Below are 22,856 nucleotides of genomic sequence, written 5' to 3' on the forward strand. Positions count from 1 at the left end.
GAGCCTCACCAGATCATGCCCGACGACTTCTATACCCTGACGCCCATCGGCACCATACGCAGCGACTTCCCGGACAAGTTCGGCGTACCCCGTCAGCCAGGGCTTGCAGAAGATGCCAGAGCTCGTCTGGTGCTGGAGGGCGACTTCGCCGATCCCATGGCCGTACGTGGGCTGGAGGGGTTCAGCCACCTGTGGCTGACCTTCATCTTTCACCTTAGTCCGCCCCACTGGAAAGCGATGGTCCGTCCGCCTCGACTGGGAGGAAATGCACGAATAGGCGTATTTGCCAGCCGCAGCACCCACCGCCCCAACCGTCTCGGGCTCTCGCTGGTGGAGTTGATCGACATCGATACGCGCGACGGCGTCAGCCTGGTGCTCAAGAGCGCCGATCTGGTCGACGGCACACCAGTGGTGGATATCAAGCCATACCTGCCCTGGGCCGAGAGTCGCCCCGACGCCCGTACCGGTTTTGCACCTGAAGCGCCGACGCAGCATCCGGTGGTGTTCTCGGCCGAGGCCGAAGCGGTGCTTTCCAGCAGCGACAACGATGGTTCCTTGCGTCGCTTGATCGCCCAGGTCCTCGCCCAGGACCCGCGCCCCGCCTATCGCAGCAAGGGCAGTGACGACGATCGCCAGTACGGCGTCAGCCTGAGAGGTTTCAACGTGCGTTTTCGCGCCGAAAACGACAAGGGCGCCCTGCGCTTTCGCGTGGACGCCCTTGAAACCGGACAGGAACCAGGACGAGACGACTAACCCGCTGTGCTCGCAACTCCACTGGCCGCAGCATCATATGCCGCTACTTTAACTTCCGCGCCCCCTGTCACTGTGCATCGACGCCGATCACCATCCGTGATCGCGACACCGTCAGTACCGCTGTGTCTTGCGACACAGCCGCACCCAAGGTGAACGACCAGATTTTCGTTTGACCTGCCCACTGGTCTCAATCGATGACCCCGGAGATTCCCAGACCGATCGTTGGGCCACCGTGGGAGGCGCCAATCCCCATCCCGACACTCCAGCGGCCAGTATCAGCGGTTCGTCGTACGCTCACACCTAGTGCCGATTCTCCGTTGTAGTAGCCAGTCCCCACATGATAGGTGAGCTTTCCTGCGACATAGGGTGCATCGCCCATGGCGGCCAGGGCCGCGATCCCCGCACTGGCATCTCGCTCTACTTCGTCAATCTTGTGGTCGAGTTGGTTGTAGTCGGAAGTGAACTTACGGTTCAGTTCATTGAGCTGCGACATGTTGACCGCATCGGTGGGTGCCGAACCGGCAGCCACGTTATGCAACTGGGTGGGGCCACTGCCATTGCCCAGGCTGACAGAGTGGTAGTCGACGCTGCCATCCTCGCTACGATCGTAGTTGACCGCTCCCTCTTGCACGGCACTGAGCTGGCGCACATTGACCGCATCGGTGTCCTCGGTGCCCCCCGCGACGTGGGTGATCTGACGTTCACCACCCTCGCTGCCGACCGCAACAGCTCCCTTGGATGACTCCACCGCCACGTGCGAAAAGGCTTCCTCCTCCCCCTTCATGCCTTCTCTATCGGCCACAGCGCCATCACCAAGTGCAACACCTCCTTCAGCTTGTGCCTTGGCGCCACCTCCGATGGCAACGGTGTCTGCAGCACTAGTAGTGGCAGCGTCTCCCTGCGAATTCGCCTGGAAGTACTTGGTGTCCTGACCACTCAGTGCCAGGTCGCCGATATCCTCCATCAAGTCCCAGATCTGACCACCATTGACCGCATCAGTACTGCCTTGATGGATATCGCCTTCGGCCAGATTGCTGATCACGGTACCACCGTCGGCACCAGCCAGAGTGATCTTTCCCTGGTTGGAATCTGGGTCATATTGCACGACATTCTGGGCCGGGTTGCCACTGCCTCCCCCCAAGCTGTCGAGGGTCGTCTGGATATCACCGACATCGCCTTCAAGATTGGTGAGACGACCATTGGTGGCGTGGAGCTGACTGCCGTTGACCGCCTCTAGACTGGTGTCGGAAAGCGACCCATCCGCAATATTACCGAGCACGGTACCGCCGAAGGCTCTACCAGGCGACTTCAGGGTTACGTGGTTCCAGTCGACGCTGCCGTCGTTGAAGTGGTCATACGCCACCACTTCCTCAAGCGCCTTATTGGTCGCATGGAGCTGGCTGCCATTGACCGCATCGGTACTGGTAGCGGAGATTCGACCCGCGGCCAGGTGGGTCAAGGTTCGCTCCTGCCCTTCGTCACCGATGCTGACGGTAGCAATGGGGTTTGTGCCGGCGTATTCATGCTGTTCACAGAAGATAATGCCTGACTCGGTGCCTATTGCCTCCTGTGAGGTCGACTGGGCCCCCAACGCCACATCCATAGCCTGATTGGCGCTGGCTCCAGCACCCAGGGCCATCGCCTGCTCGCCCGAGGACACTGCCGTACTACCGACCGCAATCGCATCTTCCAGCAGGGTGTGGCTCTGGTCGCCAATGGCAACCGCACCGGCTGCCCCTATCTCCACCTTGGCGCTCACCCCCATACCGATGGCGTCATCGCCATTGACCGTGGTATCAGGCCCAATGGCGATGGAGCCTTCGCCGGTGGCGAGGGCGTCGACTTCCCCTCCCCCGTTGGCATGAAAATACAGCGATCCCGTATCCGAGAGCGACCCCACGGCCCCCTTGAGCTGACGCATGGTCACCGCATCGTGATCCTCGATACCATCGGCGATGTTGATCAACTGGCGATACTCACCGTCCCGCCCCACGGAGACCGCTCCCATTAGATCGGCGTCCGAAGTGTTGTACTGAATGGTGGCATTGCCCACGACGATCTGGCCGGAGACCTTCGCCACCTCGCGGTTCGCGATCGCTCCGCTGCCCAGTGCCACGCCGCCAAACACCGAGCTTGAAGCGCCATTGCCGATGGACACCGCATTGGTTGCCGACGACACCGCCGCCGGCCCCATCGCCAGGCTGTCGGTGCCGCTGGCACTGGCGCCGCTACCGCTGGATTTTGCCTGGTAGTAGATGCTGTCGGCGGCGATATCCCCCAGGTTGGTGGTGAGATTGGCGACATCGCCTTCGTTCTGGGTCACGCGCACATTCGTCGCGTTCAACTGACGACCGGTGACCGCATCGGTGCTGTCGGTGGACAGGGTGGCGTCGGTCAGATTGGTGATTCGGGTACCGGCATCGCCGGCCAGGGTGATACTGCCCTCATTGAGCGTGCCACCGGTGCCGCGGTCGTAGACCACTGCGCCCTCGGCCAGATTCCCCAGGTTGGTGGTGAGGTTGGTGATATCGCCTTCGTTCTGACTGACTCGAGCATTGGTCGCGTTCAACTGACGACCGGTGACCGCATCGGTGCTGTCGGTGGACAGGGTGGCGTCGGTCAGATTGGTGATTCGGGTTCCGGTATCACCGGCCAGGGTGATGCTGCCCTCATTGAGCGTGCCACCGGTACCGCGGTCGTAGACCACTGCGCCCTCGGCCAGATCCCCCAGTGCCTGATTGGTGGCATGGAGCTGGCTGCCGTTGACCGCGTCGGTACTGGTGGCCGAGAGTCGACCTGCTGCCACGTGTGTGATGGTACGCTCGCTGCCGCTGGTGCCCACGCTGACCGTACCGGTCGGGCTGCTGCCGGCCAAGGCGTAGTCAGTACCGGCCACGGTGGCCGTGGTGGTGGCCACCGCCGCTTCCGTGGTGGCACCGTTACCCAAGGCTACGCTGTTGGCGACGCTGGCCTTCGCGCCATTGCCGATGGCCACCCCATTGGTTGCCGACGACACCGCCGCCGGCCCCATCGCCAGGCTGTCGGTGCCGCTGGCACCGGCGCCGCTACCGCTGGATTTGGCCTGGTAGTACGCGCTATCGGCGGCGATATCCCCCAGGTTGGTGGTGAGATTGGTGATATCGCCTTCGTTCTGGGTCACCCGCACATTGGTGGCGTTCAACTGACGGCCGGTGACCGCATCGGTGCTGTCGGTGGACAGGGTGGCGTCGGTCAGATTGGTGATTCGGGTACCGGCATCGCCGGCCAGGGTGATACTGCCCTCATTGAGCGTGCCGTCGTCGCTGCGGTCGTAGACCACCGCACCGGCCGCCAGATCCCCCAGGTTGCTAGTGAGGTTGGTGATATCGCCTTCGTTCTGACTGACTCGAGCATTGGTCGCGTTCAACTGACGACCGGTGACCGCATCGGTGCTGTCGGTGGACAGGGTGGCGTCGGTCAGATTGGTGATTCGGGTACCGGCATCGCCGGCCAGGGTGATACTGCCCTCATTGAGCGTGCCTCCGGTACCGCGGTCGTAGACCACTGCGCCGTCGGCCAGATCCCCCAGTGCCTGATTGGTGGCATGGAGCTGGCTGCCGTTGACCGCGTCGGTACTGGTGGCCGAGAGTCGACCTGCTGCCACGTGGGTGATGGTGCGCTCGCTGCCGCTGGTGCCCACGCTGACCGTACCGGTCGGGCTGCTGCCGGCCAAGGCGTAGTCAGTACCGGCCACGGTGGCCGTGGTGGTGGCCACCGCCGCTTCCGTGGTGGCACCGTTACCCAAGGCTACGCTGTTGGCGACGCTGGCCTTCGCGCCATTGCCGATAGCTACCCCATTGGTTGCCGAGGACACCGCCGCCGGCCCCATCGCCAGGCTGTCGGTGCCGCTGGCACTGGCGCCGCTGGCGGAAGAGTTGGCCTGGTAGTAGATGCTGTCGGCGGCGATATCCCCCAGATTGGTGGTGAGATTGGCGATATCGCCTTCGTTCTGAGTCACGCGCACATTCGTCGCGTTCAACTGACGACCGGTGACCGCATCGGTGCTGTCGGTGGACAGGGTGGCGTCGGTCAGATTGGTGATTCGGGTACCGGCATCACCGGCCAGGGTGATGCTGCCCTCATTGAGCGTGCCGTCGTCGCTACGGTCGTAGACCACTGCGCCGTCTGACAGATCTCCCAACGCCTGCACGCCTTCAGACAGTTCTCCCAGCGCCTGATTGGTGGCGTTCAGCTGACTGCCGTTGACGGCATCCGTGCTGGTGACAGCTAACCGTCCGGCCGCTACGTGGGTAATAGTACGCTCGACGCTGGCTACCGCATTGCCCCCGCTATCGGTCGTTGCCGCCGCGCCAAGGCTCAGAGTGCCTGTCGGTGCCGCACCGGCGAAACTGTAGCTCTTGCCCGCGATGGTAGCCTGGGTGGTTCCCACCACCGCCTCGGTGGTGGCGCCGTTTCCCAAGGCCACGCTGTTGGCCACGCTGGCCTTGGCATTGGTACCGATGGCAATGGCATTGCTGGCGGACGCCTCTCCGGAATCACCGAGCACCATGGAGTAGTTGCCACTCGCTTTCGACCAATTTCCCACTACATTGGTAGCGGCGCCGGCGACGGTATTTTGAAGACCTACTACATTGGCACCAGTAGCAGTCGATGACAGCGTGTTACTTGAGCCGAAAACACCGGAAAAATCGCTGGTCACGTTATTGGTATTGCCAACGACCCGGACTGCATTGCCTTGAACGGTATTGTTGAGACCAATCGCAGACGCATATGTCGATGCGCCTTCGATCTTGTTGGAAGTACCAATGGCAATCGCGCTCTTGGCGCCTGTCGATGTGGAGTTGCTCTCACCCAATGCAAGGCTATTGTCGCCATTGGAAACGTTGAGATGGCCAGCACTGACACTTTTCGCGCCGTTGGCAACACTGCCTGATCCCAGTGCCGTGGAGTGGCTACCCGTCGCTTTAGCCGTGGCCCCAAGTGACGTCGCATTGGTCGCCGTGGACGTCGCCTTTGCGCCAATAGCAAGACTCGAGGTGGCGCTGGCAACGGACCCTCCGGTCAGGTCTCCGCCAATGGCAATGGCGTTTACACCTATCGCTTGTGCGCCGTTTAATCGAGCGACCGTGCCGCTAGACAGTGCCCCGCCACCAATAGCGACGCCATTCTTGCTTTTCGCATAAGCCCCACGCCCGATCGAGACACCGGCTAAGCCGCTGGTAACAGCCTGATCGCCCAGGGCAATACCAGAATCTGCCGCCGCACTCGTGGTCGCATAGTAGCCCATCGCGATAGAGGCATCACCATCGCCAACGGCACCGGTGCCTATATGGATGGCAGATGCCCCCGCAGCGGGCTGGATGCCCACCGGCGCCAGATAACGATTGACGACAAACTGTTCAGGCTTGTCGGCAGGCGTCGACGTCTCACCTGGCATGACGCATCTATCTTTAGTCGGTGACGTCAGAGGTATCATTGCCTCCTCTGACGCTATGTTGCCGACTTCACCTGCCACCGTCGGACAGTCATCAACGAGGGGGCCAGCCTCCGCTTTACTCGACCCCAGCCCAGGCGTGACAGCCGATAGAGACATCAGGATACAGGTGATACAAACGCTTTTTGTCCCACTTCTTGCTGTTTTGAGCGAGTTAACGAACAAAAAAGTACGGCCATCCAATTCACTCACTCCGACCTCCTTGCCACCAATACTTAGGTGACATCTTCGTGCGCCACCAAAACACTCACTTTCATCCGAAATCCATCTTCAACCACCCAAAACTCTCTTATAAAAATCCTAAAAACAGAAAAACGAATCAAAAAACCAATAGCGTGCAGAAACCCGACTTCTTTACACAAAACTTTCGAAAAGAAACATGATTAAAAAATCTACACGCGCAGCGCTGTCACTTCCATTTTTAAACGTGACACAGATCATTTCTTGCTTGTAATTGGCGCAAGGCGCGCCAAATAAAGCACAAAAACTGACGGTCCGTTTCAGAAGCTGTACGGGCACTGATGAGATTCATCTTTCCACCCAGCCATAGCCAGGTGCCATCAAAAACTGACGAGCGATGGTCAAATAAACAGGAATTTTCCCGACAGCTCAGTGCAAAGGAAGGTGCTGTACTGCGGTTAGACGCAGCCACACCAGGCACAGGGGGCTTCAGGACTTGCGGGAATGCGAATAACGTTGCCGCACACCTATCCGAGTCGACACTTCCCAGTACCCAACATCAGCGTAGCGCCAGGAACTTCATTCACTCGTGGGAGCCCAGCCATTGGTACAGACGTGGGCAGCGGAAAGCAGATCGCCCGGGCCAGGCCCGGGCGATCCTCTACATGCTTTCGGCGTTATCACCACTTGCACCACCGTCGTTGCATCATGCCCTTGCGGCAGTCAGCGCAGACCAGTGCCGGCAAGCGGCTGTCAGCTGAAATCGATGCCGATACGACGGCCGACTTCCTCGTAGGACTCGATGACACTGCCCAGCCCCTGGCGGAAGCGATCCTTGTCGAGCTTTTCGCGGGTCTTGGCGTCCCACAGGCGGCAGCCGTCCGGCGAGAATTCGTCACCCAGCACGATCTTGCCGTGGAATACGCCGAACTCGAGCTTGTAGTCCACCAGCAGCATGCCGCCGTCGGCGAACAGCTGCTTGAGCACCTCGTTGACCTTGAAGGTCAGAGCCTTCATCTCGGCCAGTTGCTCGGCGCTGGCCCAACCGAAACTTTCGGCCAGGGACTCGTTGACCATGGGATCGTGGAGCTCGTCGTTCTTCAGGAACAGCTCGAAGGTCGGCGGTGTCAGCGGCTCGCCTTCCTTGACGCCGAGGCGCTTGACCAGACTGCCGGCGGCGATGTTGCGTACCACACACTCCACCGGAATCATGTCGAGCTTCTTGACCACGCACTCGGTGGGCGACAGCAGCTCTTCCACGTGGGTGGGGATGCCGGCCTCTTCCAGCTTGGCCATGATGAAGGCATTGAAGCGGTTGTTGACCATGCCCTTGCGCTCGAGCGACTCCATGCGGCGTCCGTCGAAGGCGCTGGTGTCGTCACGAAAGTGCAGGATCAGACGATCCGGGTCATCGGTGGCATAGACCGACTTGGCCTTGCCGGCATAGAGTTCTTCGCGCTTTTCCATGGGTGCCTCCACAGGCAAATCAAAAAAAGGGGTTCAAGCAGGACCAGGGTCCTGAATCAGTGAATCGCTTGCCAATCCAGGCCGTCATCCTGGGCAGCCACGGTCAGGCGGGTCTCGTCGCCATCCAGCAGAGGCGTCAATGCCTCCAGAGCGAGTTCGGGGCGGTTATTATGCTCCGACAGGTGGGAGCAGACGATACGCTGCAGCCGATCCAGCCCCAGTTCGGTCAACAGCGCCGCAGCCTGGCCATTGGCCAGGTGCCCCCAACGTCCGCCGACACGGCGCTTGAGACTGGGCGGATAGGGACCTTCAGCCAGCATGCGCACGTCATGATTGCACTCGAGCACGAGGGCATCGCAGCCACGGAAGGCCTGGCGCACGTGTTCGCTGGGGTGGCCCAGGTCGGTCAGCAGCCCCAGCTTCCTGTCACCTGCGGCGATACGAAACTGCACCGGCTCTCGGGCGTCATGGGGCACCGTGATGGCGTCGACGTCGAGTCCCTTGATGGCAAAGCGCGACTGAGGGGTGATCCAGTGGGTCCGGGGGAGCCGGCCGAGCTTGCCGGATAGCCAGGTGCCCGGGGTCAGATGTACCGGCAGGTCATAGCGACGGGCCAGGGGGCCGATGCCACGCACATGGTCGCCATGTTCGTGGGTGACCAGCAAGGCATCGAGCTGACGCGGATGGACACCCAACCGCGCCAGCCGGCGTTCTGCCTCCTTGAGACCGAAACCGCAGTCCACCAGCAACATCGACTCGCCGTCGCTGACCAGGGTGGCGTTGCCCTTGCTTCCGCTGCCCAGGGAGGCGAAACGCAAGCCTCCCTGGGAACCATTGGCATGCCCGACGCTCATCAGCGCAGCAAGCCCTCCATGCGCTGCAGCAGCTCACGCTGGTCATCGCCGGAAAGCGGCTCGTCGTCGGCGCTACGTGCCTCCATCAGGGTTTCCTGGCCCTGGGGCGACAACCTGAGCTCGATGCGTTGCATCGACTCAAGCAGATCCATCGAGGTCAAGGAGTCGATGAAGCCACGGGTACGCTCGCTCTCGGTGATGTAATCGATCACGAAGCGCTTGCCGCTTTCATCCACGGAGACCAGTTCCCGGCGATCTTCCATCTCGAAGTTGTTCTCGAGCTGGAAGGCGAGCTCGGCGTAGGCCCGCTCGATGTCGAAGGGCATCACCATCACCCAGTCATCGCCGCGGGGCTCGAAGCGAACGCTGTCGGCTTCGGGCGTCTGCTGGGCCGACGCCGAGGCGATGCTGGCCGAGGCGCTACGCGCTTCAAAGTGACGCTGCAGAGAGTTCAGGCACAGCCGGTTGAGCTGGCCCGCGGTATCACAGCGCACCTCACTGGTGCCCGACCTGAGGCCCTGGCGCAGTACCAGGCTGGCGTCGGAGGTCTCGATGACACCGCTGGCGCTGTCGCTGCGGGTGATCTCCAGCCCGCGCTGTTCGACGAAGCGCTCGAGCTCCGGCCACACCACCGCAGGCGCGGCCCCTACCACCAGCCAGCGATCGGCGTCGGTCTCGCGCACCGCCACGTCACCGGCGGCCACCGCAGTGCTGGCAGACAGCGTCTGGGGCAAGGGCGCGGCGAAGTCCCCCTCGCGGGCGTAGAAGTCCCCGCGAGCCTGAGGCACCGGCATGATATCGCGATAGCGGCTCTGGTCGCGGCTGCCGGGGAGGGTCAGCGGAGCCGCCTGACGGGCGCCCGCGTAATCCTCGTTGCGATCGTGATAGTGACCGTCCTTGGCACAGCCGGCCAGGGTCAGGGCCGCGATCATCGCCAGCGGCAGTCCTTTAAGCGCAGAATTCATGCATCCACCTTGATTGAAAATTGGGTCCACGACATCACGACCGGAGGCACGGTTCAGGCGTCAGTCCTCGATCAGTCCTGCCAGCTGCAGGGCTTCGCTGATGGTGGAGTGATACTTCTCGCTCAGCCAGGTCAACGGCAGGCGGATGCCGGGCTCGATGATACCCATGCGGTTGAGCGCCCACTTGACGGGGATAGGATTGGCCTCGATGCCCAGGTTGGTATGCAGGGGTAGAAGCCGGGTGTTGATCTGGTGAGCCTTGTCGCTTTCACCGGCCACGGCGGCGGCGCACAACTCGTGCATGGCCTTCGGCGCCACATTGGCGGTCACCGAGATATCGCCATGACCGCCCATCAGCATGAAGTCGCAGGCGGTGGCGTCATCGCCGGAGTAGAGCATGAAGTCGCTGCCCTTGAGACGTTCGATCAGGTCCTCGGCGCGCTCCAGGTTGCCGGTGGCATCCTTGAGGCCGATGATGTTGTCGACCTCGGCCAGACGCAGCACGGTCTCGTTGTAGATGTCCGAACAGGTGCGTCCCGGCACGTTGTACAGGATCACCGGCAGATCACTGGTCTCGGCGATCACCTTGAAATGCTGATACAAACCTTCCTGGGTCGGCTTGTTGTAGTAAGGCGCCACGGTCAGGCAGTAGTCGGCCCCCACTTCCTTGGCGTAGCGGGTCAGCTCCACCGCCTCGGTGGTGTTGTTGGAGCCGGTGCCGGCGATGACGGGAATGCGGCCATTGACCTCTTCGACCACGCTGCGAATCACGTCGAAGTGCTCGGCGAAGGTCATGGTGGTGGGCTCACCGGTGGTACCCGCCGCCACGATGGCGTCTGTGCCATTGTCGAGGTGGAAATTCACCAGTTTGCGCAACACTTCCCAGTCGATATCGCCGTTGGCCTTCATCGGTGTCGCCAAGGCGACAATACTGCCCGTGATCATCCTCGTTGTTCCTCTGTTGTCTGCCCTCCCGCGACCCTGACGATGGCGGTCGGGGTGAACGAATGTGGCCAAGGGGGTCGCGACCCGGGGAAGCGTGGTCGTGACCAGAGCACAAATGGTACTCAGGCGGCCATATCCTGTACAGCCGCGTCTTTACATGAAGAGCGTCATTGCGTGTAATCGGACGCCTATTTTTGCGATTCTGGAGCCACCATGACAGTGTCCATCGGCGAGCCGGTCCCCGACTTCAGTGCCAGCGCCACCGGCGACAACACCATCACCCTGTCGCAACTACGCGGTCGCCAGGTGGCGATCTACTTCTACCCCAAGGCCAGCACCCCCGGTTGTACCACCGAGGGCGGCGACTTTCGTGACCACAAGGCAGACTTCGACGACGCCAACACTGTGGTCATCGGCGTCTCCCGTGACGGCATCCGTGCCCAGGAAAACTTCAAGGCCAAGCAGGGCTTCAATTTCGAGCTGATATCAGACAAGGACGAAGCCGTGTGTGGCCTGTTCGACGTCATCAAGCTCAAGAAGCTCTACGGCAAGGAGCACCTGGGTATCGAGCGCAGTACCTTCCTGATCGACAGCGAAGGTCTCCTGGCCAGGGAATGGCGCAAGGTCAAGGTCAAGGGCCACGTGGAAGAAGTGCTGGAAGCCGCCCGCGAATTGCACGCCCAGTCCTGACACGCCGGCCCACGGATGCAAGCCTCGTCCTCCCCGGCAAAGAACGAATGCCCGGCCATTGGCCGGGCATTGTGGTTCGCCTAGAGAGCAGGGCTCAGCCGTCGGTGCCGGTCCCTGTACCTGCGTCAGAGTGGGGCGGCAACCTTGCCATGCTGCGCTCCTTGATCCCGCGAGGCCAGGCGTAGACCAGCGCCTTCAACAGGGTCGCCAGCGGGATCGCGAAGAACACCCCCCAGAAGCCCCAGACGCCGCCGAAGAACAGCACCGCCAGGATGATCGACACCGGGTGCAGATTGACCGCCTCGGAGAACAGCACCGGCACCAGCACGTTGCCGTCCAGCGCCTGGATCACGCCGTAGGCGACGATCACATAGAGAAACTGGTCGCCCAGTCCGAAGTGAAAGCCCGCCACCGCCGCCACCGGCAGTGTCGCAACCGCGGCGCCGATGTAGGGCACCAGCACCGAAAAACCCACCAGTACCGCCAGCAGCGCCGAATAGGGAAGGCCAAAGAAGGCGAAGGTGAAGAAGGTCACACTACCGACGATGACGATCTCGGTGGCCTTGCCGCGCACATAGTTGGCGATCTGGCAGTCCATCTCCTTCCACACCCGGGTCATCAGGTCACGCTTGGCCGGCAAAAGCGACACGGTAAAGCCCACCAGACGGTCACGGTCCTTGAGCATGAACAGCACCAGGATCGGCACCAGTACCAGGTAGATGAGCAGTCCCAGCACATTGCCGAGCGACGCCAGCGACAGCGTCAGCGCACGCTGGCTCAATTGGGTCGCCTCGCGGCTGAGCACGGCGATCCAGTCCTGGACCAGGTCCGGAGTGATCAGCTGGGGGTAGCTCATCTGCAGGTCGTCCAGCATCTGCTGGCCGGCAGCAAACATCCGCGGCGCTTCCTGGATCAGGCTGGCGAGCTGGTTCCAGATCAACGGCAGCAGGATCAGCGCCAACGCCAGCAGCACCCCGACAAAGGCCAGAAAGACCGTCATGACCGCCACCAGGTGTGGCACCTTGCGTCGCGTCAGGGCGTTGACCGCGCCCTGCAGCAGAAAGGCCACCACCAGCGCGGTGAGAAAGGGCGCCAGCATCTGGCCAAGCCAGATCACCACCGCCAGCCCCACCACCAGCAACACCAGCAGCAGCACCGCCTCTTCATCGGAGAAGTAGTGATCGACCCAGCCACGAAATACGCTACGCAGACTCATGCATCACCCGCCTTGCGCAACCAGTAGACATAGACCTTGTCGCGTTCTTCACGCCCTTCCAGCACGTGGGCGCTGTGCTCGGCAAAGCTTTCAAAGTCTCGCCAGGAACCGGCGTCGGTGGCCCTGACCTCCAGCACCTGCCCAGGCGACAGGCGCGACAGCGCCTGCTTCGCCTTGAGCAGCGGCAGCGGACACGGAAGTCCGCACGCATCTAGCACATCGTCAGGTTGCACTGCCATGATCTCTCCCGAGAGAATGCGATATCGGATCGCTGCACATCGCAGCGCCGTTGCCCCGAGGGGCGAGCCCTTGCGATTTAAAGGCACTTTTCCGGCTGAATCAATGTCCCAAGGCAACCCCCTCCAACGCTATCGACGAGGATTTCGATGCCCAAGCGCACGCTGTTTGCCGTCACCGCTCGCCCCGCGCGGGCACGCCGTCAGGCATCACCTTGGCATCGTGGCCGCTGGCGCCCGATGCCGGGCCTGGCCCTGGCGTCGACGCTTGCGTTGAGCCTGAACGCCACCACAGTCCAGGCCCAGTATCTGGACCAAGGCACCCTGCTCGATCAGCCGAGGGAGCTGAACCTACCCTCGCTGATGTCCACCGGCAGCAACGCCATCAGCGGCGAGGAAACCCGCCTTGGACGTGCCTGGCTACGCCAGTTTCGCGCCCACGTGCCGGAATGGCGCGACCCATTGGCCCAGCACTATGTGGAGACGCTGGTCGGCCGCCTGGTGCCCTACAGCGACCTGGGAGGCATCAACACCACCATCACCCTGGTCGACAACAAGACCCTGAACGCCTTCGCCGTCCCCGGCGGCGTGGTCGGCGTCAACACCGGCCTGTTCGCCTTCGCCGACCAGGAGGCCGAGGTGGCCTCGGTACTGGCCCACGAGCTGGGCCACCTGTCACAGCGCCACTACGCCCGTAGCAAGGCACGCGCCGAGCAGACCCAGGTGCCTGCCATGGCCACCATGCTGGCGGGCCTGATCCTGGCCGCCAGCGGCGCCGGTGACGCCGGCATCGCGGCCCTGGCCGGCAGCCAGGCGGCGATGATCCAGGACCAGCTGCGCTACTCGCGTCGCTACGAGGAAGAGGCCGACCGCATCGGCCTGCAGGCCATGGCCAGCGCCGGCTACGAGCCCCAGGCCATGGTCGACATGTTTCGCTCCATGCAACGTCTGATGAGCCTCCAGGGCGGCACTCCGCCGGAGTTCCTGCTGACCCACCCGATCACCGAATCACGCATCAGCGACACCCAGGCCAGGGTCAACCAGACCCGGGTGACGGGCTCGGCACCGGATGAACTGCAGTACCAGTTCATCCGGGCCCGGGCACTGCTGGCGATCCACGAGCGTGCGCCCGGCCAGGCGATGACGGTGATGCGCCAGGACCAGGCGCCGGCGGACGCCCAGCGCTATCTGCAGGCGCTGATCGACGCCCGAGCCGGCCAGACCGGCTCGGCACTGAATACGCTCGACGGCCTGGCACGGGCCCACCCGGATACCGCCCTGCTGCCCGCCAGCGCCGTCCAGGTGGCGCTGGAAGGCGGGCGCGTCGACGAGGCCATCGAGCGTGCCCGGCGTCAGTTGCGCCTGATGCCAGGCTACCCACCGACCAGCCAGCTGCTGGGCGAGGCGCTCTTGCAGCGCGACCCCGACGCGGCCTACCGGGAACTCCACGAACTGGCCCAGCGCCGTCCCGAGGATCCCACCGTGTTCGGGCTGCTGGCGGAAGCCGCCGGGCGCAGTGGCCGCGAAGCCTGGGGCCATCTGGCCAGAGCCGAGCAACTGCAGCTGACCGGTGAGATCGATCGCGCCATTCGCCAGCTGGAGGTCGCCGAGGCGATGGCCGAGCGCGAAGGCGACCTTAACGCCAGGTCAAGCATTCAGCGTCGTCGAGACGCCTTCCTCGACTACCGCCGGACCATGGAGAAATTCCGCTGAGCAGGAAGCTCCGCTGAACCCGACAGCGACGGACGCGGCGACGACACCGTGCTCAGGCGACGCAACGCTCAGGCCCGCCAGCCCACAGACGACTCGGCCCAGGAACAAAAGCGCCCACGAGACTCTCTCGTGGGCGTGGGCTCGTGGGCGTGGGCTCGTGGGCGCGGGGTGTCACCAGGAAAAGTAACGGCTGACCTCAGGCCTGAAACTCCAGCATACGCGTCAGCGGCTTCAGCGCCTGGGTGCGCAGGGCGTCGCTGACCTGGATTTCACCGCTGCTCTCTCGCAGCGCGGCGGCCAGATTGTCCAGGGCATTCATCGCCATCCACGGGCAGTGGGCGCAGCTTCGACAGGTCGCGCCATTGCCCGCCGTCGGGGCCTCGAACAGGGTCTTGTCGGGCACCGCCTGCTGCATCTTGAAGAAGATGCCGCGATCGGTGGCGACGATCAGCTGCTCGTTGGGCAGCTCCTTGGCCGCCTTGATCAACTGGGAGGTGGAACCGGCGACGTCGGCCAGACTGACCACCGCTTCGGGCGACTCCGGGTGCACCAGTACGGCGGCGTCCGGATAGACCGACTTGAGGTCCTCGACCCCCTTGGCCTTGAACTCCTCGTGGACGATGCAGGCGCCGTCCCACAGCAGCATGTCGGCGCCGGTCTGCTTCTGGATGTAGCCGCCCAGGTGCTTGTCCGGGGCCCACAGGATCTTCTCTCCCCTGGCCTTGAGGTGCTCGATGACGTCCACCGCGATGGAGGAGGTAACGACCCAGTCGGCACGCGCCTTGACCGCCGCCGAGGTGTTGGCATAGACCACCACGGTGCGATCCGGATGGGCGTCGCAGAAGGCCGCGAACTCGTCCTCCGGGCAACCCACGTCCAGCGAGCAGGTCGCCTCCAGGGTCGGCATCAGCACGCGCTTTTCCGGTGACAGGATCTTGGCGGTCTCGCCCATGAAGCGCACGCCGGCCACCACCAGCGTATCGGCCTCGTGGCGTGCACCGAAGCGCGCCATCTCCAGCGAATCGGCGACACAGCCGCCGGTCTCTTCGGCCAGCTGCTGGATGGCGTCATCGGTGTAGTAGTGCGCCACCAGTACGGCATTGTGAGCCTTGAGCAGGCGCTTGATCTCTTCGACGCGCGCAGCGTCTTCCGAGGGAATACGGGTAGGGCAGTACGGGCGCGCGAGATGCTCTCTGATCTCGGCGCGAGAAGTCATGATCGTCATCGTGTCTACCACTGTGATCGACAGGGGATCCCCCTGCTGATGGGACAGTGCCGCGAACGCTCCGTTCGGCGACACGCCAGGAGAACCCTCGAGCGTGGAGCCCGGCGCCGATAGCGCCAGCGGCGACTCCTGATGCGGCGCTGGAAAGGCGTCACTGCCGCTCCAAACCCGCTGCCGGTGGTTCTCTCCCTCGCCCATGCGTCTATCGCAGCGGCGAGTCACTTGACAGTTTAACGCAGGCGGACGGTTATGCCGAGTCTCCACGCATGGTATCGGCCCAAGATTGCGCCTGCGGCATACCTGTTCTCGATTCCCTGTCGACACGATGGCATCGGCTCGACGCCGTCGGCGCGGCGTACTTGCGCCGCTTGAGGAACGGTCTGTTCAGGCTGACAGCGCCGTCGTGGCGGCGGCGGCGGCTCCAACCGCGGACTGCGCACACGAAAAACGGCCCCCGCTGCAAGCAGCGAGGGCCGTGAATCTGGTGGGTCGTGTAGGATTCGAACCTACGACCAATTGGTTAAAAGCCAACTGCTCTACCAACTGAGCTAACGACCCGATCATGACAGGACATCGTCCTGACCATGCACAGGTTCGGATGGTGGGTCGTGTAGGATTCGAACCTACGACCAATTGGTTAAAAGCCAACTGCTCTACCAACTGAGCTAACGACCCTTCCGAACGGGTGCAGATATTACGGATATGCCCCTTTCGACGCAAGTGTTTTTTTCGATTACCGTATCTTTAGCGCTTCTTGTCGCCGCGATCCGGCTTGCCGCCACGCTTCATCGTATGCACCGGGCGACGCTTGTTCTTGTCGCGGCTCCAGCGATTCTTCTCGTCCGGCGTCAACTCAGGCACCTTGCGCGATTCGAGTCCCGCCAGTCCGGCCAGGTCGTCGACCTCGTCCTGGGAAAGCTCGGTCCACTCGCCGGCCTTGGCCCGCTTGTCGAGGAAGATGTTGCCGTAGCGGACCCGCTTGAGGCGACTGACGGTCAGCCCCTGGGACTCCCACAGACGCCTGACCTCGCGGTTGCGGCCTTCCATGATGACCACGTGGAACCAGGTGTTGATGCCCTCGCCGCCGAACTCCTGGACGTCGCTGAAGCGTGCCGGGCCATCCTCGAGCATCACGCCTTCGACCATGGCCACCACGTGCTCGCGCTTGACCTCCCCCATCACTCGCACTGCGTATTCGCGCTCGATCTCGGTGGAAGGATGCATCAGCCGATTGGCCAGCTCGCCGTCGGTGGTGAACAGCAACAGCCCACTGGTGTTGATGTCCAGGCGGCCAATCGCGATCCAGCGCTCGCCCTTGAGGCGCGGCAGGCGGTCGAATACCGTACGCCGCCCCTCTGGATCCTTGCGCGTGCACAGCTCGCCCTCGGGCTTGTTGTACATGATCACCCGCCTTGGCACCTCGTCGGCGGCGCGCAGGGTGATCGGTCGGTCATCGAAACTGACCCGGTCACGGGCCTCCACTCGGTCGCCCAGGGTCGCCACGCTGCCGTTCACCTTGACCCGACCATCGGCGATGGCGGCCTCCATCTCCCGGCGGGATCCCAGGCCGGCACGCGCCAGCACCTTCTGCAGTTTTTCGCTGGTGGTCGTCATTCGTCGTTCTCACTCTCTGTAGGTTCCACCCCCGAGGCAGCGTCATCATCGACGCGGCCCCGGGCGCGTTCGGACAGCCTGGCTTCCAGATCGGCAAAGCTCAGGCGAGCCCGTTCGGACGCCGTCCCGGCGTGCTCGTCGTCGGCCGTCCCGGCCGTCGTCTCGGCTTCCTCGCGGGAAGCCGCCAAATCCTCGTCGTCGGGCGCTTGGCCCGCCGTCGTCTCGGCTTCCCCGCGGGAAGCCGTCACTTCATCCTGATCGGGCGATGATGCCTCGCCTTCCTCGGTCTCGCCTCTTTCGGTTGCAGCTTCAGCGCTGCCAACTTCAGCGCTTCCATCTTCAGCGCTTCCATCTTCAGTGGGTTCACCCTCGGCAGTTTCACCCTCGGCGGTCTCACCATCGTCGTCCAGCGGCTCGTCGGCCTGGGCCAGCAGCGCCGAGGGCGGAGGCGGTGGCTCGTCCTCGGTGTCGAACTGTTCGAACTGCTTGAGCTCGTGCATCGGCGGCAGCTCGTCGAGGGTCTTGAGCCCGAAATCGTCCAGAAAGCCACGGGTAGTGGCGAACACCGCCGGTCGTCCCGGCACGTCTCGGTGCCCGACCACGCGAATCCAGCCACGATCGAGCAGGGTGCGCATGATCGAGCCGCTCACCGTGACCCCGCGGACCTCCTCGATATCGCCCCGGGTCACCGGCTGACGATAGGCGATCAGCGCCAGCGTCTCCAGCAGCGCCCGGGAATAGCGCTGGGGGCGTTCATCCCACAACCGGGCGACCCAGTTGGCCAGCCGCGGGCGAATGCGCAGCTGGTACCCGGAGGCGGTCTCGATCAGCTCCATGGCGCCTCTGAGGTGACGCTCGGACAATCGCTCCAGCGCTTCCTTGAGCGCCCGTCGCGGCGGGCGCTCGTGTTCATCGAACAGCTGTTCGAGGCGGTCCAGCGCCAGCGGTTGGCCGGCGGCCAGCAGCGCCGCCTCTACGATGTCGTCCAACGCATCGGGCGTCTCCATCACGCTCATGCGGGCTCATCTCCCTGTGTCTTGTCAACCGACTGACCGATACGCCGATCCGGTTCACCGGCATCATCGAAGGCGCTGTCGTCGCCCGCCTCGTCGTCAACAGCGCTGTCCTCGGCGGCACTATCGTCCAAGGCATCATCAAAGGCATCGTCAGAGGCATCACCGAAGGTATCGCCGAAGGTTTCGTCGTCGAAGGCGCTCTCGCCATCGTCCTCGAGCCCTTCGTACGGATCTTCGTCGCCGTCCTCGGCCAATCGTGCCCTGACGTGGATCGGTGACATCGGCGCATTCTGGACGATTTCGATCATCGCCTCCTTGGCCAGCTCCAGGATCGCCATGAAGGTCACCACCACCCCGGCCCTGCCCTCTTCAAGCGAGAACAGCGCCTCGAAGGGGGTGTAGTGCTCATGGGTCAGGCGCTCCATGATCGCCAGCATGCGCTCCCGGGTCGACAGCACTTCACTTTCGATCTGGTGGGCCTGGTTGAGTTCGGCCCGGCGCAGAATGCCGGCCAGTGCGCCAAGCAATTCATCGAGCTCGACGTCCGGGTGGATGACCCGTGCCTCCACCGGGGGCAGCGCCGCCCGGGCCGGAAACCAGTCACGTCCAACCCGGGGCAACTCCGCCAGGGCCTCGGCGGCGAGCTTGAGCCGCTCGTACTCCTGCAGGCGGCGAATCAGCTCGGCGCGGGGGTCTTCGTCCTCGTCACCGTCTTCGCTCCTGGGCGGGCGCGGCAGCAGGGTGCGCGACTTGATCTCGGCCAGCATCGCCGCCATCAGCAGGTACTCGCCGGCCAGTTCGATTTCCATGGCCTTCATCAGTTCCACGTACTCGATGTACTGGTGGGTGATGGCGGCCACATTGATCGACAGAATATCCAGATTCTGCCGGCGAATCAGATAGAGCAGCAGGTCGAGCGGTCCCTCGAAGGTCTCGAGAAAGACCCTGAGCGCCTCCGGGGGAATGTACAGATCCTCGGGCAGCTCGGTGATCGGCTCATCGAACAGGCGTCCCAGCACCTGGGCGTGGGCTTCGACCTCGGCGTGAGGGACAGCACCGGCCTGGGCCTGCAAATCGCCCTCGGTGTCAGGCCGAGTCGCTGCACCTTCCTCGTCAGTCCCACCCTGGGGTTGTTGTGTCGTCGGCGAGTCGCTCACGCGTGGGGGACCTGGGTTGCCATGGTAGTGGTTACGATGAACAAGGGAGGATGCGGCCGCTTGGACCGAGGCGCCACCAATCCCCCAGTCTATCAAGCTCCGCGCGATCTGGCTAAATCAGCGAGGCCCAGGCGGCACTTCAGTCGGCGCTATCGGCGGTGCGATAGCGGCCGCGATAGTCGAACAGCTTTTCACGCACCTGCCAGTGACGCCCCACCTTGCGTCCGACCACGAAATCCGGGGCCCTGAGTCTTTGCTGCTCGCGACATACCTGATCGGGTGACGTCGGCGACCAGGGCACTCCGGGCGCCCGGGCGTGATCACGCAGAAACACCGCCTCGAAGGCCCGCCGCTGGGCGGGCGTCTCCAACGCGAACCACTCGGCCAGGGTGGCGCCATCCTCGTCATGGTAGGTGACCTTGAGCCGCGGCAGTCCGCGCCCATTGACGGTGGACTCGAGCAGCATGCCGCTGACCCGCAGCACCCTGGCGTCCTTGAGCTTCAAGGCCTCGCGCAGCTTGTCGTCGGCGTCCACCAGCAGCGTCTGGCAACCATGGCAGCGTCGGGCGGCGATATCGTTCTCGGCGCCGCAGTCGCCGCAGGTCTTGAAGCGAAAACGAAAGTCGCACTGGCGCGCCCCTGGCTCGGCGGCAGCCAGCGCCCTGCCTTCGGCGTCGACCAGGCCCTGGCAGCGACGGCCGAAGTGTTCGATCACCAGCTCGCCGTCGCGCTTGCCCCAGAACAGGTTGGCGTGGCCACACAGCGGACAGGGCACCTGCACCGGCTCGCTGTCGCTGTCCGGCCGCGGGCTGCCCACCTCCGGCGCATACAGGTCCCAGGGATTGCCGGCGTAGTCGAGGATCAGACAGTCGCGCTTGCCGGGCGAGAGCCTGAGTCCCCGCCCGACGATCTGCTGGTACAGGCCGACGGACTCGGTGGGCCTGAGGATCGCGATCAGGTCCACATGGGGCGCATCGAAGCCGGTGGTCAGCACCGAGACGTTGACCAGGTACTTGAGCCGTTTCGCCTTGAAGTCCTCGATCAGCCGGGTGCGCTCGTCGCTGTCGGTATCGCCGGTGATCAGTGCCGAGGCCTGTGCCGGCAGATAGCCGAGGATCTCCTCGGCGTGGGCCACGCTTGCCGCAAACAGCATGACCCCCTCGCGCTCCCGCGCCCGCTCGATCACCTCGGCGATGATGCCTGGCGTGGCCCGGTGCCCGGCCACCACGCGATTGAGCTCTTCCTCGCGATACAGCCCGCCGGTTCCCGGCGCCAGTTGTGAGAAGTCGTAGCGGGCCACCGCCGCATCCACCTTGAGCGGGCTTGCCAGGTAGCCCTGGCGCACCATCAGCCGCAGCGGCTGCTCGAACACGCAGTCGCCAAAGAAGCTGTCCGCGTCACCGCGCACCATGCCGTGGTGGTGGCGGTGGTAGATGAAGCCCTGGCCCAGTCGATACGGAGTCGCGGTCAATCCCAGTACCTTGAGCGAGGGATTGCGAGAACGCAGATGGTCGATGACCCGCCGATAGGAGGAGTCCGCGTCCAGCGATACCCGGTGGCACTCGTCGATCACCAGCAGGGTGAAGGGGCCATGGGCGTTCTGCTCGTCGCTCACCGCGTCCAGGTGGCGGACCACCGACTGCACCGAGCCGAACACCACCTGGCGGGCGCTCTCCTTGCGCCCGAGTCCGGCGCTGAAGATGTCCGCCTCGAGGCCGTAGGCCAGGTACTTGGCATGATTCTGCTCGACCAGCTCACGCACGTGGGCCAGCACCAGAACCCGCCCTCGGGCCAGGCGGGCCAGTTCGGCGATGACCAGCGACTTGCCGCTGCCGGTGGGCAACACCACCACCGCGGGCTCATCGGACTGACGAAAGTGACCAATGACGCGTTTCACCGCCTCGTGCTGATAGGGCCGCAGCTCTGGCCTGACGGAGGCGGGAGGCGACGATGGCGGGAGCCGGGACTCGGTCTGGGGCATGACGACGCCTTTACTCTGCAGGGTTCGGCAAACATTGATCCACGACACATCAGCGTGTACTCGGCGCCAGTAGCATGGGCGGCTGCGCGTCGAACCGACGCACTCTACGCCAAGCGCTCGATGCTCCACAACAGGGCCGGACCCTCCCCACCCTCCGGGCAGCCCTGGGGCACCGGCCTCGGCGAGTCACGCCGCACGTCAAGCGGCTCCGTCTTCAAGGACTCAGCCATGTCGCTTCGCCAACTCTGTCAGATGGCCTCCCTGCTCGTCTTTGCCGGTCTGCCCCTGCTGCAGGGCTGCTCCGAGGGAGATCCGCCCCTGGCCAAGCAGGTCACCCGCCCGGTCAAGCTGCTCACCCTGGACGAGATGGGCAATCGCTCCCTGACTCGCTACCCCGGTGTGGTCGAGGCCTCCGAACGCACCGACCTGGCCTTTCGCATCGGCGGGGAACTCAAGGAGCTGAACGTCCAGGCCGGCCAGGCGGTCACCAGTGGCGAGCGTATCGCCCTGCTCGACGACCGCGACGCCCGCAACGCCTTGTCCAACGCCCAGTCAAGCTACGACCTGGCGCTGGCGACCTACCGCCGCATGCAGATATCGCTGGAAAAAGGTGCCATCAGCCGCGCCGCCTTCGATGAAGCCCGGGCGGCCTTCCTGTCGGCCCAGGCCCAGTTCGACCTGGCCAAGGACCAGCTCGGCTACACCGAGCTCAAGGCGCCCTTCGACGGCGTCATCGCCAGCGTGCCGGTGGACAATTTCCAGGTGGTGGCCCCCCAGCAGACCATCGCGGTGCTGCAGCAGCCCGGCAATATCGACGTGACCTTCGACCTGCCCGAACAGCAGATCCGCCAGCTCGATCTGGAACGCGTGCGTGCCGCCCTCGAGAAGGCCGACAGCGTCGCCTGGGTGCGCTTCGGCGATGACGAGCGTCGTTTCCCCGCGCGCTACAAGGAGCACGATACCCGCGCCTCCAGCGGCACCCTCAGCTACACCGTCACCCTGACCCTGCCGACGCCGGACGACGTCTACGTGCTGGCCGGCATGAGCGCCGTGGTATCGATGGACCTCAACGCCCTGACCGGCGAAAGCGACGGCCTGTGGCGGGTGCCGCTGGGCACCGTGGTCACGCTGGAGGACGACCCCGAGGCCACGGTGGTGTGGCGCTATATCGCCGACGACGAAGCCTCGGGCAAGGTGGAAGCGGTACCGGTACAGGTCCGCACCGCCAGCGACGACGGCATCTTCATCGCCGGCGATCTGGCGGCCGGCGATCGACTGGTCGGCGCCGGCGCCCATCTGATGCGCCAAGGTCTTCGCGTCACCGCCTGGACCCAGGAAGAGGGGCTCTAG

Annotated in this window: 16 protein-coding genes and 2 tRNA genes; 4 read left to right on the plus strand and 14 right to left on the minus strand. The window is 63.9% G+C overall.

The annotated features are described in order from the left end of the window. Positions 1 to 15: 15 nt before the first annotated feature. Complete coding sequence (gene tsaA, locus NFG58_RS16825) at positions 16 to 753, plus strand: tRNA (N6-threonylcarbamoyladenosine(37)-N6)-methyltransferase TrmO (protein ID WP_222516013.1); 738 nt, start codon at positions 16 to 18, stop codon at positions 751 to 753. 187 nt (positions 754 to 940) lie between these two features. Here tsaA and NFG58_RS16830 read toward each other — a convergent pair whose 3' ends face one another. From NFG58_RS16830 to dapA, 5 genes are all read right to left on the minus strand, one after another. After that, on the minus strand, positions 941 to 5,302 hold the full coding sequence (locus NFG58_RS16830; RefSeq protein ID WP_348827019.1) for a YadA-like family protein: 4,362 nt from the start codon (positions 5,300 to 5,302) through the stop codon (positions 941 to 943). Positions 5,303 to 7,180: 1,878 nt separating this feature from the next. Beyond that, on the minus strand, positions 7,181 to 7,894 hold the full coding sequence (purC, locus tag NFG58_RS16835; protein ID WP_045992003.1) for a phosphoribosylaminoimidazolesuccinocarboxamide synthase: 714 nt from the start codon (positions 7,892 to 7,894) through the stop codon (positions 7,181 to 7,183). 56 nt (positions 7,895 to 7,950) lie between these two features. Then, positions 7,951 to 8,748: an MBL fold metallo-hydrolase gene (locus NFG58_RS16840; protein ID WP_348827020.1), complete on the minus strand. Its 798-nt coding sequence runs from the start codon at positions 8,746 to 8,748 to the stop codon at positions 7,951 to 7,953. Then, positions 8,748 to 9,713 (minus strand): outer membrane protein assembly factor BamC, encoded by a 966-nt coding sequence (locus NFG58_RS16845; RefSeq protein WP_045992001.1) that lies wholly within the window; start codon positions 9,711 to 9,713, stop codon positions 8,748 to 8,750. Before NFG58_RS16845 ends, NFG58_RS16840 begins: the two co-directional genes overlap by 1 nt. A gap of 60 nt (positions 9,714 to 9,773) precedes the next feature. Next, on the minus strand, positions 9,774 to 10,658 hold the full coding sequence (dapA, locus tag NFG58_RS16850; protein WP_045992000.1) for a 4-hydroxy-tetrahydrodipicolinate synthase: 885 nt from the start codon (positions 10,656 to 10,658) through the stop codon (positions 9,774 to 9,776). Positions 10,659 to 10,871: 213 nt separating this feature from the next. On the opposite strand from dapA, the gene NFG58_RS16855 reads away from it, so the two are divergent. Continuing rightward, positions 10,872 to 11,348: a peroxiredoxin gene (locus tag NFG58_RS16855; RefSeq protein ID WP_348827021.1), complete on the plus strand. Its 477-nt coding sequence runs from the start codon at positions 10,872 to 10,874 to the stop codon at positions 11,346 to 11,348. Between the two features lie 94 nt (positions 11,349 to 11,442). Here the strand turns inward: NFG58_RS16855 and NFG58_RS16860 are convergent, their stop codons facing one another. Further along, the gene (locus tag NFG58_RS16860; protein ID WP_045991998.1) at positions 11,443 to 12,564 is read right to left on the minus strand and encodes an AI-2E family transporter; all 1,122 of its coding nucleotides are present in this window, start codon (positions 12,562 to 12,564) and stop codon (positions 11,443 to 11,445) included. Continuing rightward, the gene (locus NFG58_RS16865; RefSeq protein ID WP_045991997.1) at positions 12,561 to 12,803 is read right to left on the minus strand and encodes a sulfurtransferase TusA family protein; all 243 of its coding nucleotides are present in this window, start codon (positions 12,801 to 12,803) and stop codon (positions 12,561 to 12,563) included. Before NFG58_RS16865 ends, NFG58_RS16860 begins: the two co-directional genes overlap by 4 nt. A gap of 147 nt (positions 12,804 to 12,950) precedes the next feature. Here NFG58_RS16865 and NFG58_RS16870 point away from each other — a divergent pair, with 147 nt between their 5' ends. Further along, entirely contained in the window at positions 12,951 to 14,513 is a 1,563-nt protein-coding gene (locus tag NFG58_RS16870; protein ID WP_239452522.1) for a M48 family metalloprotease, read from the plus strand. 196 nt (positions 14,514 to 14,709) lie between these two features. On the opposite strand, the gene nadA is transcribed toward NFG58_RS16870, so the two are convergent. The 7 genes from nadA to NFG58_RS16905 all read right to left on the minus strand — a co-directional run bounded on the left by nadA (position 14,710) and on the right by NFG58_RS16905 (position 21,506). Beyond that, positions 14,710 to 15,738, minus strand: a complete 1,029-nt coding sequence (gene nadA, locus NFG58_RS16875; RefSeq protein WP_348827022.1) for a quinolinate synthase NadA — start codon at positions 15,736 to 15,738, stop codon at positions 14,710 to 14,712. Positions 15,739 to 16,220: 482 nt separating this feature from the next. Beyond that, positions 16,221 to 16,296 (minus strand) — tRNA-Lys (locus tag NFG58_RS16880). A gap of 41 nt (positions 16,297 to 16,337) precedes the next feature. After that, positions 16,338 to 16,413: transfer RNA gene (locus tag NFG58_RS16885), tRNA-Lys, on the minus strand. A gap of 69 nt (positions 16,414 to 16,482) precedes the next feature. Further along, complete coding sequence (gene rluB / locus NFG58_RS16890) at positions 16,483 to 17,352, minus strand: 23S rRNA pseudouridine(2605) synthase RluB (RefSeq protein ID WP_045991996.1); 870 nt, start codon at positions 17,350 to 17,352, stop codon at positions 16,483 to 16,485. Further along, positions 17,349 to 18,368: an SMC-Scp complex subunit ScpB gene (gene scpB, locus NFG58_RS16895; RefSeq protein ID WP_348827023.1), complete on the minus strand. Its 1,020-nt coding sequence runs from the start codon at positions 18,366 to 18,368 to the stop codon at positions 17,349 to 17,351. Before scpB ends, rluB begins: the two co-directional genes overlap by 4 nt. Further along, positions 18,365 to 19,441: a ScpA family protein gene (locus NFG58_RS16900; protein WP_348828146.1), complete on the minus strand. Its 1,077-nt coding sequence runs from the start codon at positions 19,439 to 19,441 to the stop codon at positions 18,365 to 18,367. Before NFG58_RS16900 ends, scpB begins: the two co-directional genes overlap by 4 nt. Positions 19,442 to 19,664: 223 nt before the next feature. Then, on the minus strand, positions 19,665 to 21,506 hold the full coding sequence (locus tag NFG58_RS16905) for a DEAD/DEAH box helicase (RefSeq protein ID WP_348827024.1): 1,842 nt from the start codon (positions 21,504 to 21,506) through the stop codon (positions 19,665 to 19,667). A 228-nt stretch (positions 21,507 to 21,734) separates the two neighbouring features. Here NFG58_RS16905 and NFG58_RS16910 point away from each other — a divergent pair, with 228 nt between their 5' ends. Beyond that, entirely contained in the window at positions 21,735 to 22,856 is a 1,122-nt protein-coding gene (locus tag NFG58_RS16910) for an efflux RND transporter periplasmic adaptor subunit (protein ID WP_213229929.1), read from the plus strand.

The sequence above is a fragment of the Halomonas sp. RT37 genome (genome assembly GCF_040070525.1).
Lineage (GTDB): Bacteria > Pseudomonadota > Gammaproteobacteria > Pseudomonadales > Halomonadaceae > Halomonas > Halomonas litopenaei.